14 protein-coding genes are annotated in these 13,751 nt (G+C 57.8%); 6 read left to right on the forward strand and 8 right to left on the reverse strand.

The window, feature by feature from the left end; all coding sequences use genetic code 11:
• From SynBIOSE41_RS10420 to SynBIOSE41_RS10430, 3 genes are read right to left on the reverse strand one after another with little or no spacing between them, the layout of a single operon-like run.
• Entirely contained in the window at positions 1 to 759 is a 759-nt protein-coding gene (locus SynBIOSE41_RS10420) for an ATP-binding cassette domain-containing protein (protein ID WP_186537802.1), read from the reverse strand.
• Positions 756 to 1,655: a putative selenate ABC transporter substrate-binding protein gene (locus SynBIOSE41_RS10425; RefSeq protein WP_186537804.1), complete on the reverse strand. Its 900-nt coding sequence runs from the start codon at positions 1,653 to 1,655 to the stop codon at positions 756 to 758. The genes SynBIOSE41_RS10420 and SynBIOSE41_RS10425 overlap by 4 nt, the downstream gene beginning before the upstream one ends.
• A 42-nt stretch (positions 1,656 to 1,697) precedes the next feature.
• A complete protein-coding gene (locus tag SynBIOSE41_RS10430; protein ID WP_186537805.1) occupies positions 1,698 to 2,876 on the reverse strand; it encodes a pyridoxal phosphate-dependent aminotransferase in 1,179 nt (392 codons plus the stop codon).
• Between the two features lie 132 nt (positions 2,877 to 3,008).
• Between SynBIOSE41_RS10430 and SynBIOSE41_RS10435 the strand changes: the two genes are divergently transcribed.
• The 4 genes from SynBIOSE41_RS10435 (at position 3,009) to SynBIOSE41_RS10450 (ending at position 6,733) form a co-directional block, all read left to right on the forward strand.
• Complete coding sequence (locus tag SynBIOSE41_RS10435; protein WP_255475711.1) at positions 3,009 to 3,437, forward strand: VOC family protein; 429 nt, start codon at positions 3,009 to 3,011, stop codon at positions 3,435 to 3,437.
• Entirely contained in the window at positions 3,434 to 3,988 is a 555-nt protein-coding gene (locus tag SynBIOSE41_RS10440; RefSeq protein WP_186537807.1) for a uracil-DNA glycosylase, read from the forward strand. Before SynBIOSE41_RS10435 ends, SynBIOSE41_RS10440 begins: the two co-directional genes overlap by 4 nt.
• 119 nt (positions 3,989 to 4,107) lie before the next feature.
• Complete coding sequence (gene ispG / locus SynBIOSE41_RS10445; protein WP_186537814.1) at positions 4,108 to 5,343, forward strand: (E)-4-hydroxy-3-methylbut-2-enyl-diphosphate synthase; 1,236 nt, start codon at positions 4,108 to 4,110, stop codon at positions 5,341 to 5,343.
• 37 nt (positions 5,344 to 5,380) lie between these two features.
• Complete coding sequence (locus tag SynBIOSE41_RS10450) at positions 5,381 to 6,733, forward strand: S41 family peptidase (protein ID WP_186537816.1); 1,353 nt, start codon at positions 5,381 to 5,383, stop codon at positions 6,731 to 6,733.
• Here the strand turns inward: SynBIOSE41_RS10450 and SynBIOSE41_RS10455 are convergent.
• The 5 genes from SynBIOSE41_RS10455 to SynBIOSE41_RS10475 all read right to left on the reverse strand — a co-directional run bounded on the left by SynBIOSE41_RS10455 (position 6,724) and on the right by SynBIOSE41_RS10475 (position 12,466).
• Complete coding sequence (locus SynBIOSE41_RS10455; protein ID WP_186537818.1) at positions 6,724 to 7,278, reverse strand: hypothetical protein; 555 nt, start codon at positions 7,276 to 7,278, stop codon at positions 6,724 to 6,726. The genes SynBIOSE41_RS10450 and SynBIOSE41_RS10455 overlap by 10 nt on opposite strands.
• Before the next feature lie 45 nt (positions 7,279 to 7,323).
• Positions 7,324 to 7,776 (reverse strand): hypothetical protein, encoded by a 453-nt coding sequence (locus SynBIOSE41_RS10460; protein WP_255475712.1) that lies wholly within the window; start codon positions 7,774 to 7,776, stop codon positions 7,324 to 7,326.
• Positions 7,777 to 7,937: 161 nt separating this feature from the next.
• Positions 7,938 to 8,105: a hypothetical protein gene (locus tag SynBIOSE41_RS10465; RefSeq protein WP_186537820.1), complete on the reverse strand. Its 168-nt coding sequence runs from the start codon at positions 8,103 to 8,105 to the stop codon at positions 7,938 to 7,940.
• A gap of 94 nt (positions 8,106 to 8,199) precedes the next feature.
• The gene (mfd, locus tag SynBIOSE41_RS10470) at positions 8,200 to 11,742 is read right to left on the reverse strand and encodes a transcription-repair coupling factor (RefSeq protein WP_186541096.1); all 3,543 of its coding nucleotides are present in this window, start codon (positions 11,740 to 11,742) and stop codon (positions 8,200 to 8,202) included.
• Positions 11,743 to 12,187: 445 nt separating this feature from the next.
• Positions 12,188 to 12,466 (reverse strand): Nif11-like leader peptide family RiPP precursor, encoded by a 279-nt coding sequence (locus SynBIOSE41_RS10475; protein ID WP_186537828.1) that lies wholly within the window; start codon positions 12,464 to 12,466, stop codon positions 12,188 to 12,190.
• Between the two features lie 428 nt (positions 12,467 to 12,894).
• On the opposite strand from SynBIOSE41_RS10475, the gene SynBIOSE41_RS10480 reads away from it, so the two are divergent.
• Both SynBIOSE41_RS10480 and SynBIOSE41_RS10485 read left to right on the forward strand, forming a co-directional pair.
• Complete coding sequence (locus tag SynBIOSE41_RS10480; protein WP_186537831.1) at positions 12,895 to 13,134, forward strand: hypothetical protein; 240 nt, start codon at positions 12,895 to 12,897, stop codon at positions 13,132 to 13,134.
• 42 nt (positions 13,135 to 13,176) lie between these two features.
• Positions 13,177 to 13,713, forward strand: coding sequence for a YqhA family protein (locus SynBIOSE41_RS10485; protein ID WP_186537833.1), 537 nt, complete (start codon positions 13,177 to 13,179; stop codon positions 13,711 to 13,713).
• The last annotated feature ends 38 nt before the right edge of the window (positions 13,714 to 13,751 follow it).

Here is a 13,751-nt window from a genome sequence, read left to right on the forward strand (position 1 = left end):
TCACGGCGCATACAGATCGCGGAGATCAGCTGCTGAGACGGCCTTTGCAGGCGCATCGATCACAAGCCGTCCTGCGCGCAGACCGAGTACGCGATCAAAGCGATCGATCAGCTCCGGGCGATGCAAGGACACCACCACTGCCTGCGCACCACTGCGCAGAGTGCCATCCAGCGCAGAGGTCAGAAGCCGCTCCAACACTTCAGAGGCAATGGCGGGATCAAGACTGGCGAGGGGTTCATCCGCCAGCATCAGATCAGGCTGTTGTCGAAACAGTCGGGCCAGGGCCACGCGCTGCCGTTGTCCGCCTGAAAGCTGGCCCACAGAACGATCAAGCCCAGCGTCAGCCAGCAGGGATTCCTCCAGACCTGCCTGGCGCAGGCAGGATCGGCTGGCCTCCGCATCAACGCGAAACAACAGGTTGGCCAGGGCCCAAGGCAGGCGGCGGCGGCCAAGTGCACCGGCATTGACGTTCTGACCAATGCTGAGCTCTTCGATCAGACGCAGGTCCTGCCAGAGGGTGCCGATCCGTGCGCGTTGTCGCCGGCTGAGCGACGCGAGCGACGCTCCCTGAAACAGAACGCGGCCTGCAGCGGGGAGCAGGCTGCCGTTGAAAACCCCGATCAATGAACTCTTGCCGGCCCCGCTGCGGCCGAGCAGGGCAATTCGCTCACCGTTCTGGAGCTTGAGAGTGACAGCGTTCAGCCGATCCCCATGGGGACCGGCAAGACGCACCTCATCGAGCTCCAGGAGCGCTGTCACCTGATCTTGCCCAGCTCCCGGCCAACCTTTTCAATCGGCTTGTACTGACTCGCCTCCGCTGGAATGAACCGCTTGGCAGCAAAGAGCTCAAGGATGGTCACCTGGCGTGGCGTGGTGGGCTGGAGACCCAGGATCGCCTTCTGAAGACGCGTGGTGAAGCCCTTTCCGAACCGCAGATCCAGCTTCGGCCGAACGACCCAGTGGTAGTCAACGTATTCAGGAGTTCGCCAGATCACACTCACCTTCTCGGTGTTCACGCGCCCGTCTTTCACCGCCGACGTCCAGACCTGCTCATTGAGGGCACCCGCTTCGTAGGCACCGCTTTGCACCACTGCGATGGTGGCGTCATGACTGCCGCTGAATCCGGCCCGAGCGCCACTGAACTGATTTGGGGTAACTTCGGCCTTGGCAAGAAAATGCTGTGGCATCAAACGGCCGGAGGTTGAACTCTCTGAACCGAAAGAGAACCGCTTGCCTCGCAGACTGGTCAGACCGTTGATCGAGCTGATTGGTTGCAGACCAGAGCTTGTGTTGGCGATGAAGACACTGCGGAAGCGTGCATCAATGTCGCGCTGAGCAAGAACCTGAGCCCCGGGCGTCTGCAGGCGCGCCTGCACACCGGTCAGGCCACCAAACCAGACAAGATCCAGTCCACCGGTGCGAAAAGCGCTCACAGCCGCTGGGTAATTGCTGACCGGTACGTAGCGCACCTTGACCTTGAGGCGATCACTCAATTCGTCTGCCAACTGGCCATAAAGACGATTGAGTCGCTCAGGATTCTGATCAGGAATGGCACCCACCTTGAGTGTGGGCTGGGCCACAACAGGTAAGACCGTTACCCCTTGGCAGAGCAATACGGCCAGCAAGGCAACGGCCCGGGGTTCTCGGAAAGGCATGTCTCTAGAGACGCAATTGGATGATCTGACCGGTTTGCGACCTCAGCTGGCGGGAAGCAAGCGGGCGAGGCGTGAGAGGCCATCTGCGATCGTCTCACGCGAGACAGCACAGGAGAGACGAACGCAGCGGTCATCGCCAAAGGCTCCGCCAGGAACGATGGCCAGGCCCTCCTTTTCCAGTGCTCTCTGGCAGAAGCTCACCGAATCACCGCAGCCGTCCGGAAGCTGAGGAAAGGCATAGAAGGCCCCTTTGGGAGGAACGAGTGTGATACCAGGCAAGGCCTGGAGCCCATCAACAAGAATGGTCCTGCGCTTGTTGTAGCTCTGAGCCATCTCTCTCACGCAGTCTCTGGGACCCTCGATGGCCGCGATGGCGCCCCTCTGAGCAAAGCTGCAAACATTGCTGGTGCTCTGGCTCTGAAGAGCGGATGCAGCCTTAATCACTGAGGCGGGGCCACTGAGATAGCCAAGACGCCATCCGGTCATCGCCCAGCCCTTGGCGAAGCCATTCACCATGAAACATCGTTCTCTGAGATCAGGTGCCAGAGCAGCGAAACTGTGATGCTCGATGCCGTCATCGAGAAGGTATTCGTAGATTTCATCTGTCATGACCAGCAGACGCGGATGACGCCGCACCAGCTCGGCCAGTTGCTGCAACTCATCAAGACTGAGAACCTGGCCGGTTGGGTTACCCGGTGAGTTGATCACCAGCAAGCGGGTGGCCGGGGTGATCGCGGCCTCGAGAGCCTCCATGTCCAGGCGGAAACCGTTCAGCGCCGATGACGGAACTGAGATGGGCTTGGCACCGGCCAAGCGGGCCATCTCTGGATAGCTGAGCCAGTAGGGCGCAGGAATCAACACCTCATCACCAGGATTGAGCAAAACCTGGAACAGGTTGAAGATGGCCTGTTTCCCACCGTTGGTCACCAGCACCTCATCTGCCGATGTGGGAAGAGCGTTTTCGTTGGTGATCTTGGTGGCGATCGCCTCTCTCAGAGCAGGGTCTCCAGCAGCTGGCCCATACCGCGTCACTCCATCACGAAGCGCCTGGATTGAGGCCTCAACGATGAATGAGGGTGTGCCGAAATCGGGTTCCCCGGCACTGAGACTGCAGATATCGCGCCCTTGCTGTTGCAATGCCTTGGCCCTTGCACTGATCGCCAGGGTGAGCGAAGGCTGGAGGGCTTCAGCCCGGCTTGAAAGGGATAGCGGGCGTGACATCGGAGCGGCACCCCTCCAGTGGATGCGCAGGTAGAAGCTTGATCATCCTGCCTGATGTGGTGTCAAAAACAACAGTGAAGACGTGCAGTCAAAGACAACAAAGAAACGATTCACGCAGCCAGCCTCCAGACCATGGATCATGGCGGGATGGATGGTGACGACATTGCTCTGAGCTGGGTGCTGGCCTCGCGCAGGCCTGAGCAGCTGGCGAAGTTCTATGCGGATCTTCTGGGCAGCATCCCCGAACCGGGGGTGGCCGCCCATCACTGGATTGTTCCTTTGCAGGCGCAGGGAAGTCTCCAGATCTACACACCATCAGGCAAGCGTCCATGGCCTGAGTCAGGCTCGGCGCTGGCGCCATGTCTGCAACGGCGGGCAAAGGCTGACCCCCTGCTGGAGCTTCAGTCCTGGCTTCACCATGTGATTCAACTCGGAGGCAAGAGCACGGAAGAGCCGAGATTGGAAAGCTTCGGCGCGGAATGCTGGCTGGAGGATCCAGAGGGCCAGAGGTTCCTGCTGCTAGTGCTCGGATCTGAATCTGCTGAAACGACGATTGGATGACAGAACCACAGCGGAAGCGGCTGAAGTGTCCTGAGCAGAAGCCTCGGGTTGTTGTTGGTCGTGGCAATCCGAATGCGCGCCTGATGCTGATCGGCGAAGCACCCGGAGCTGAAGAGGATGCCCGTGGTTTGCCGTTCGTGGGTCGCTCAGGACAGCTGCTCAGTGAACTGATGAAGGAAGCAGGCCTGGATGAACAGCGCCAGCTCTACATCTGCAATGTGATCAAGTGCAGGCCACCCAATAACCGCAAGCCCACATCCAAGGAGATCGAGATTTCCAGACCATGGCTGAAGCAACAGATCGATCTGATTGATCCGGCACTTGTGTTGCTTTCAGGAGCCACAGCCCTGCAGGCGGTGCTTGGTATCCGTAGCGGCATCAGCAAGCTGAGGGGCCAGTGGCAGAACCATGAGGGTCGCGACTTCATGCCCGTGTTTCATCCCTCTTACCTGTTGCGCTTCCGCTCTCGCGAGGCTGGAACACCCCAGGATCTGACACTGCAGGACCTGCGAGAGGCCCGACACAGACTGCATCTGCTGTCGGAGAGCTGAGCCGTCCAGCCGAACCGAAATCGATGGTCCGTTCAACGTCATAGGCGGCGCGACTGGGACAAACGCAAGTCATTGCGCCGACGTCTATGCCAAGGTTTGGCTCAGAACCCGTCCGATCCATGACCGGCACCTTGACCAGTGCTCCTGAAAGCAGCAGTGAAGTTGCCATCAATCCCCGTTACGACACGGTGATTCGCCGGCGAAGCACGCGAACGGTCATGGTCGGCGAAGTCCCCATCGGCAGTGAGCATCCGGTTGCGGTTCAGTCGATGATCAATGAGGACACCCTCGACATCGAAGGATCCGTGGCAGGCATCCTTCGACTGGTAGAAGTCGGCTGCGAGATCGTGCGAGTGACCACGCCCACGCTGGCTCACGCCAAGGCCATGGGCCAGATTCGCGCGGCTTTGCGCGCCCAGGGATGCAATGTTCCACTTGTGGCAGATGTTCACCACAACGGCATTCGAATTGCTCTGGAAGTGGTCAAGCACGTGGACAAGGTGCGAATCAATCCTGGTCTGTTCGTGTTCGACAAACCGGACCCCAACCGGCAGGACTTCAGTCAGGAAGAATTCGATGCCATCGGAGAGCGCATCAAGGACAAATTCTCACCATTAGTTGAGGCACTGAAGAAGGAGAACAAGGCCCTGCGCATCGGGGTGAATCACGGCTCCCTGGCGGAGCGCATGTTGTTCACCTACGGCGATACCCCCGAGGGAATGGTGGCGTCGGCCATGGAATTTGTGCGGATCTGCGACGACCTTGATTTCCACAACATCGTGATTTCGATGAAGGCGTCCAGAGCCCCAGTGATGCTTGCTGCCTATCGAATGATGGCCGACACGCTCGACAACGCAGGCTTCAATTTCCCCTTGCACCTTGGAGTCACCGAAGCCGGTGATGGGGATTACGGCCGCATCAAGAGCACCGCAGGAATCGCAACTCTGCTGTCCGAGGGGCTTGGAGACACGATCCGAGTTTCGCTGACTGAATCTCCTGAGAAGGAAATCCCCGTCTGCTACTCGATTCTTCAGGCCATTGGCTTACGCAAGACCATGGTCGAATACGTGGCCTGCCCAAGCTGCGGTCGCACTTTGTTTAATCTTGAGGAGGTGCTGAATCAGGTGAGAAACGCAACCTCTCACCTCTCGGGACTGGACATCGCCGTGATGGGATGCATTGTGAACGGTCCAGGTGAGATGGCAGACGCTGACTACGGTTATGTCGGTAAAGGGCCTGGCACCATCGCGCTTTACCGAGGACGTGAAGAGATCCGCAAAGTACCGGAAGCCGATGGTGTTCAAGCCTTAATTCAGCTGATCAAAGACGACGGACGCTGGGTAGATCCTGCCTGAACTCGTTAATCTAAAGAGACGGGCCTGAAGGACATCAATGACCATTAAAAGTCCTCGATCGCCTTTTTCACAGCACAGAGGTCTGCTGCTGATTCTTGGGGCAGGTGGTTTGACCACAGCCATTGCTGTTGCGGCACCCGGTCTTGGGCTCCCCAGCACCAATTCCTCTTCGATCACCAACAGCCCCAAGGAGGTCATCGACCAGGTCTGGCAGATCGTTTACAGAGATTTTCTGGACTCTTCAGGAAAGTATTCCCCTGAAACGTGGACCAGCTTGAGAAGAGATCTGCTGGCTAAAAGCTATGCAGGCACGGATGAGTCCTATGAAGCGATCCGAGGCATGCTCGCCAGCCTCGACGATCCCTACACACGCTTCCTGGACCCAAAAGAGTTCAAGGAGATGCAGATCGACACCTCCGGAGAGCTCACGGGGGTTGGCATCCAGATCACCCTGGACAAAGACACCAAAGAGATCCTGGTGGTGTCTCCGATTGAAGGAACCCCTGCCTCCAGAGCCGGAGTGCAGCCCAAGGATGTGATCGTCTCGATCGACGGCCAGTCCACGAAAGGAATGACCACGGAGGATGCTGTCAAGTTGATCCGAGGCCAGGAAGGCAGCCAGGTGACCCTCGGACTGCGACGGAAGGGGGAAGTGGTGACGGTGCCTCTCAAGAGAGCACGTATCGAAATTCATGCGGTCGAAAGTCGGCTGAACACAGCAGGCGATGGCAAGAAGGTCGGCTACATCCGGCTCAAACAATTCAATGCCAATGCCGCCCGGGAGATGCGAGCCGCTATCCGGGAGCTCGAAAAAGAGGGCGCTCAGGGCTACGTGCTCGATCTGCGCAGTAATCCTGGTGGGCTGCTGGAAGCCAGCATCGACATCGCAAGGCAATGGCTGGATGAAGGCACCATCGTCAGCACCAAGACCAGAGACGGCATTCAGGACGTCCGACGCGCCACCGGCAGTGCACTGACCAACAGTCCGGTTGTGGTGCTGGTGAATGAAGGTTCAGCCAGTGCCAGCGAGATTCTCTCCGGCGCCCTCCAAGACAACAATCGAGCTGTTCTGGTTGGTCAGAAGACTTTTGGCAAGGGTTTGGTGCAGTCCGTCCGCGGTCTCTCGGATGGATCCGGTTTGACGGTCACCATCGCCAAGTACCTCACACCCAAAGGCACCGATATCCACAAGAACGGCATCCGCCCGGATGTTGACGTGAAACTGAGCGATCAGGAGATCGAATCGCTGACCGTCGAGCAGCTTGGCACCGGCAAAGACAGTCAGTACCGAGCTGCTGAAACCACCCTGATCAAAGCGCTGCGCTCACCGCAACGTGGTCAGGCCTATCAACCGGGATCCGCAAACCTGCGTTCCGCCCTTCAGCGGTAGGGAAACAATCCGAATCCTTCACGTTCACTCCGGCTTCCAGTGCGAACTGGGTTCCGACTGACCGGGGCTGTTGCCATTGGGGGCATGGATACAGGGCTTTGCTTAATCCTGCGCACCATGCTTCTGCAGCCTCCGGCTGCATTGATGGCACCATCCACAGCAGCCAGCTGAATGCGTTGTCCCCACTGCGGTTCCCATCCCCAGACCTGCCCCTGGCGGTCAAGAAGATCAACAGCCTGCCCACGGCTCAACTGTCTCTCTCGCAACAGGCATGTGGCTGTAGCCAATGAGGCGAGCTGAAGCGATGAGGTGCGCCCTGCCATGGGTGCCGTGGGGTAACGGGGCATTGGCCTTGAAACGGGCATGACGGGACGTCCCCCGCCGACAGGAAACCCTCCGATGGGAAGCCCCCCCCTCGGAACACCTCCTATCGGAACACCTCCCATGGGAAGAGCGCCCAAGGGAACACCGCCCATCGGCATGGAGCCATTGCCACCGAACTGACCGAGCGCAGCCAGCGCCAGTTGCATCAGTATTGAATTCATGATTGATCTCCATACATGTGAGTAAAAAGGCGTGATCGTCGTCGTTCAGACACGGACCTGACTTCCGCAGTAGCGATCGAACAGCTGCAGAACATCGCGGGGAGGGAGCTTGGCGGTGTACCTGGCTTCAAGTTCAGCCAACTGCTGCTGACGGGGATAAACACGGATTGAACGCACTTCCGCCGGATGGCTGCGGGCAAGCGCTGAATACATGGCTCGATGGTGCTGCCGATCGGAAATGGGGCCTCCCGCGCAGCGCTGCATGCGATGGGTCGCCTCATGGGCAAGGGTGTCCCAAACCTGGGCTGGGGACCCGTGCGAGCGACAGACCACAAGGGTGTCGCTGCTTGGGTGATACAAGCCCTGGAGCCCTCGTTGAGAGCAATCTTTCTGAACCACGCGCACACCAGCCCGGGTGAGCTTGTTGCGCAGAACATCAATGGCTTCCCAGGACACAGCCTGCGCCGGAATGGCAGCAAGCAAGGGCAGGCAGACCACTGGCAGCCAACAACACCAACATCGAAGCAAAGGTCGATTCAAAGGCCCTGAACAGCGTGGGACTGTTCCAAGCTCTTATGCGGATACCAAAAAACCATCACCCAAATGGGTGATGGTTATGAGTGGATGTGACTGGCGTAGAAAGAAAGGGACTGATCGGTTTAGGCAACAGGCTGCATCAAGCCGCCACCAGGGCTTGAATCGTCATCGTCATTATTTTGCGAGTCGTCCTGCCAAAGGGCATAAACGCCGAGAGCAGCAGCTCCGACAAGGCTCGAAAACAGACCCATAGAACCCACTGTGCTGATCGGATCGATGAATTCGCCCACGTGGTCCATTTATCTCTGTGCAGTGTAACGAAGAATTGCGCATTGTGTAGGAACTTTCTCATCTTGGCCCGGCCAGCAAGATCGGCGCCGAGGGTCAAACGCTGAGAACGGCCTCGTTACGTGCGGTTTGCTGCTTTTCATGCTCGTCGGCGGTGAGTCCATCGGCACCAGGAATCTGAGCTGCCATCTGCTCAAGCCAGCTCTTGATTTCCTCAAGCTGCTTCTCCATCGGCAACACGCCGAGGCCTCTGGCCATCACCTTGGCAGTCGCACCAGACCCGGCCTGATAGACAAGCCGCCCATGCAGATGCTGCGGCAACCCCTGGCGTAGCAGTCGGAAAGCAGGCTCTTCCATCGGTGTTTCCAAGGCAATGTTCGGCTTCTCTGGACGGATGCGTGAAAAACCACAACGCTTGGCCAGAAGCTTCAGATCCATCAGCTGCAGCAGGGACTGAACCGGTCCGGGCAAAGCGCCGTAGCGATCGGCCCAAATCGCTGCAAGCTCAACCAGAGACTCGCTTGTGACACACTCTGCTGCCGATCGATAGGCCGCCATCTTCTCGTCGGCATCGGTGATCCAGTCAGCGGGAATGAACGCAGTGACCTGCAGATCCACCTGGGTGTCGTCAACCGCAGGGATGTCCTGGCCCTGGATCTCGGCCAGGGATTCCTGAAGCATCTCCATGTAGAGATCGAAACCGATGGCTTCCATCTGCCCGCTCTGCTGGACGCCCAACAGATTTCCAACCCCGCGGATCTCCATATCCCGCATCGCCAGCTGATAACCACTGCCCAGCTGAGCAAATTCCTGAATAGCCCTCAGTCGCTGCCGTGCCGCCTCACTGAGAGAAGCGTTGCCTGGATAAAACAGCCAGGCATGGGCCTGAATGCCACTGCGACCAACACGTCCCCTCAACTGATAGAGCTGCGCCAGACCGAATCGATGCGCATCCTCGATCAGGATTGTGTTGACTCTGGGGATGTCGAGCCCGCTTTCCACGATCGTGGTGCAAAGCATCACATCAGCTTCTCCGCCGTTGAAAGCCACCATGGCGCTCTCCAGCTCGCCCTCGGCCATCTGTCCGTGCGCCACGAGCAGGCGCAGGCCTGGAAGCATCTGACGCAGCTGACCAGCCACCTCTTCAATACCCTCAACTCTCGGGACCACGTAAAACACCTGCCCACCGCGATCGAGCTCCTGACGGATGGCACTGCGAACCGCCTCTTCATCAAGAGAGGCCAGATGGGTCTTGATCGGTCGGCGCAACGGCGGAGGCGTGGTGATCAGACTCATCTCCCGCACTCCCGACAGACTCATGTAGAGCGTGCGTGGAATCGGCGTCGCTGAAAGAGTGAGCACGTCAACGTCCTTGCGCAACGCTTTGATCTTTTCCTTCTGGTTGACACCGAAGCGCTGTTCCTCATCCACCACCAGCAAGCCGAGCTTGTCGAACACCGTGCTCTTGCTGAGCAGCTGATGGGTTCCCACAACCGCGTCGATGGTTCCATTCTTGAGACCTTCAAGAATCGATTTGCGCTCGCTGGTGGTCCGGAAACGATTGAGCAGGGCCACCTTGATCGGATAAGGGGCAAAACGCTCCGAGAGTGTGCGCCAGTGCTGCTGCGCAAGCACTGTTGTGGGAGCCAACATCGCCACCTGCTTCCCCGCCGTGATCGCCTTGAAAATGGCTCGAATCGCCACCTCGGTTTTACCGAAACCCACATCACCGCAAACCAGACGATCCATCGGTTGAGATTTCTCCATATCCCGCTTCACATCAGCTGTGGCCTTGAGCTGATCCGGGGTCGGTTCGTAGGGGAATGACTCCTCCAGCTCGTTCTGCCAGGGGCCATCAACAGGAAACGCGAACCCAGGCGCCTGATGTCGCTCGGCATAGAGCTTCACCAGGTCGAGCGCCACCTTGCGCAAGGCCTTTCCAGCACGCTCCTTGGCCTTGACCCAAGCCGATCCCCCCATTTTGCTGAGCTGGGGTGGAGCATCACTGTTGGCGCGATAACGACCGAGGCTGCCCAGCTGGTCTGCCGCCACCCGCAGGATGCCGTCGGCGTACTGCACCACCAGGTAGTCACGCACCTCGCCACTGATCGCCAGCTTCTCCAGCTTCTGGAAACGACCGATACCGTGATTGCGATGCACCACGAAATCCCCGGGCTGCATCTTGTTGGGATCCACCGTGCGGCTGGCCGCCTTGCGGCGGCGGCGCACATAACCAGTGCTGGTCAGCGTCTGCTGTCCGAAAAACTCGCGGTCCGTGATGAGCACGACACGCCAGGCAGGCAACTGCAAACCCTCGAGATCCGCGGTACCACGCGTTTTCAAAGCAACAGGTGTTCCCTGTTCGATCAGACGCTCAATCGCTGGAGCGTCGGCGGCATTGGGAACGAAGCGACTGATGCAGTCGTGCTCTTCCAGCAGCGCAACAGCTCGGCTCGGCTGGGCCGACAGCAACCAGACCGCCTGTTTCTCCTTGACGTAGCTCTTGATCAGTTCACCAAGCTTTCCGAACTGGTTGGGATAAGCCGGCACAGGCCGGCTGTTGAGATCAAAGGCGTTGGCATGGTCATCGCTTTCCTGCAGCTCGGCCAGATCAAACCCGGTGAAAGCTTCGGCCAGACCCATCGCCTCCTCAATGTCGCGATGCAGGGGCGGCAACGATAGTGCCAGCTCGTCGTAATGCTCCCTGGCATGGTCGAGCCACTGGTCTCCATGGGAGCGGCCATGGCGTCGCTCATCGATCGCCACGCAGCTATCGGCCGGGAGGTAGTCGAGCAGTGAGGCGGGCTGCTTCCAGGCCAGACCAAGCAGACGGCGCATTCCCTCGGGCGTACCTCCCTCCAGTAATTCAGAAAAACAGTCCTCACTGAGAAGCTGATCAAGGCCATCGGGCATGGCATCGCGCAGCTGTTCAGCGATCAAGGGACTGAATCCTGTCGGCGTCAGCCTCAGGCTCTCGATCGGATCGAGGGAACGCTGGCTGGCGGGATCGAATTCACGCAGCTTGTCGAGCTCATCGCCAAAGAACTCCAGACGCACCGGCAGCTCACTGCTGACAGGAAACACATCAACGATGTCGCCACGGCGGCTCCAGGTGCCTTCCTGATCGATGGTTGAAACCCGCTCATAACCAAGCTGGGCCAGGCTGGTGGCTAACGCCTCCAGATCAATGCTGTCGCCCTTGCGCAGGGTTTGACATCGATCAGACAAGGCCTGCGGCGGTGGCAGATGCGGCTGAAGACAGCGCTCTGTGGCCACAATCGCCAGATCACGGTTCTGCTGATCCAGCTGCAATTCACTGAGCACCTGCAACTGCCCCCAGGTGATTTCACTGGTGGGATCAAACGGTTCATAGGGCGAACCTTCACTGGTGGGATAGAGCTGGGCACTGCGCCAGCCCATCAGCTCCAGCAGAGCCGTCCAGCGCCCCGCCTCCTCGAGAGTCGGCACGACCACAAGCAGAGGCCTGTCCTGGTGCCGCGCCAGGGCACTGGCCACAAGAGCCCTGGCTCCTCGACCGCCTCCGCGGAGCAGGAGCCGGTCGGAGCGATCGATGCGTTCACCGAGCTCACAGGTCAGCGCTGAACATTGCAGCAGGCGCACCAGGGAGCTGAGGGGCATGGCGAGACCACTGACGGCAGCGCATGATTCTGTCAAGAGCACCGGCATGACTGCAATGTGCTACGGGTTTGCTTTGTCTTTGTCTGGATGCTTTGCCTGGTTTTAGGGGCTCTCGTGGATGGGTATTTGGTCCTTTCGTGGGATGTGAATCACCTGCCTCTGATGCGATGAATAGGGGACCCACCTGCAACGGTTGACTAGGTGCAACTGATGAAACGCCTTGCACTCATCGCTGCCGTTGCTCTCATAACAGCAGGAATGACACCAACGGCTCTTGTCGTTGCAGAACTGCTTGAAGATTTCTCAATTAAATGCAGAAATTGCGTCATCCCTCTACAGAGCGATGACGCCTCCTAATTAACAATGCGATCTTGGATGATTTATTGCGCTGGCAGGAGCTCGGTGAGTTGGCCACAAAGATCACTTGCTGCGGGCATGCATTGTTTTAAACACACGCTACCAATTGACTCTCGGTATGCAGTGGATGACATGGGACGCCTCCTTTTGTGTCAGTCACTTTTCCACCTGCAATAGCTTCTAATTCTTGATCAGATAATTCCAACATTTGATTTTTATGGGCGTTGCACAAATCTTTTCCGTCAATTTTAAAACCAGCTTTTTCAGCAATTTCAGTAGCTTCCTCAAGTGTCGTTGCCGACATGATTGCATCACGCAACTCAGAATTTGAATCAAGAGCGACTAACAGGTCATCGATAGCAGGCATGAGGAGTATTGAACGTTTTTTCGACTCTATACAGAAAGGTATTCCAATGCAAACCTGCTGATACAGATGCAGCTAATCAGGCTTCGGGTCACTACGCAGGCTCGCGACCACAAGAAGTTTTCAGCACTCAGTTGGCGACACTGAACAGCCTGGTCGCCAAAAACGAAATAGCGTTGCAGCAACGACAAGCCGATCCTGCAATCGCCACAAGGAAAAACGATGACAGGCAGTGAAGAGAGGGACGAGACAATAACAAGTATGTGGGCACTATCTATGCCAATACCTGTGTATATGTACTTAGATACAGCTGTACAATTTACTGATCAGCAGTGATGTGAATAGATCTACCTGGCCTTTGCCTTTCAATAGCTGACAATTGTCGCAATCCATTGATCGCCACTGCGTGAATTCCGACGCGCTCTTCGGCCATGCCTCGATTCCGCTGCCCTGATTGCTGTTGTGGTCCAGCGGTCGTGCTGCGCCCACCCAAAGGAGCCCTGCCAGTGTGCTCCCGTTGCGGCACCGTGATGGAACGGCAGCCACTGGTCAAGCCCATTCCTCTGGCTGTTTTTCTGGCCGTGAGCTCAGCCCTTTTGGGACTCTCCATACCAGCGCTTCTGGGACCGCCACCTCCACCAAGACCTCCGACATCGGAGAACCTCGCTTAGGTCATCCCTTCTGATCTGAACGCATCAAGATCAATCGCCACCATGAACAAGCAGAGCATGAACCGATCGAGACGACTGGAACGCAGGTTTGAAGGGCTGATCTGGAAGTTCCGGCTGGTCACGCTGATTCCCGTGCTGATGAGTCTGCTTGGGAGCATCAGCTGTTTTGTCATCGGGACCTACGCAGAGATCAGCGTTCTACAAAAAGTCTTTCGAGGTGACTTCACCCATGACAACAGCACGCTGCTGATCGGAAAGGTGGTGGGAGGCATCGACTACTACCTGATCGGCATTGCCCTGCTGATCTTCGGCTACGGCATCTACGAGCTGGTGATCTCCGACATCGACCCGAGACAGAACGATGCATCGACTTCAAGACGCAACCTGCTCAACATCCAAGATCTCGATGGGCTGAAACAGAAGCTCACCAAGGTGATCATCGTTGCCCTGATCGTGACGGCGTTCAAGGTGATGGTGAGCTTTGAGGTGACCACAATCACCGAACTGATTCAGTACTGCGCAGGTGTGCTGATGTTGGCGTTCAGTTCCTATCTGATCGGGCGCACCGGCAAACACTGATGCAATGCCCATGCATCCCCCCTGAGGACGAATCCTTT

Origin of the sequence: Synechococcus sp. BIOS-E4-1 (assembly GCF_014279995.1) — a bacterium.
Lineage (GTDB): Bacteria > Cyanobacteriota > Cyanobacteriia > PCC-6307 > Cyanobiaceae > Synechococcus_C.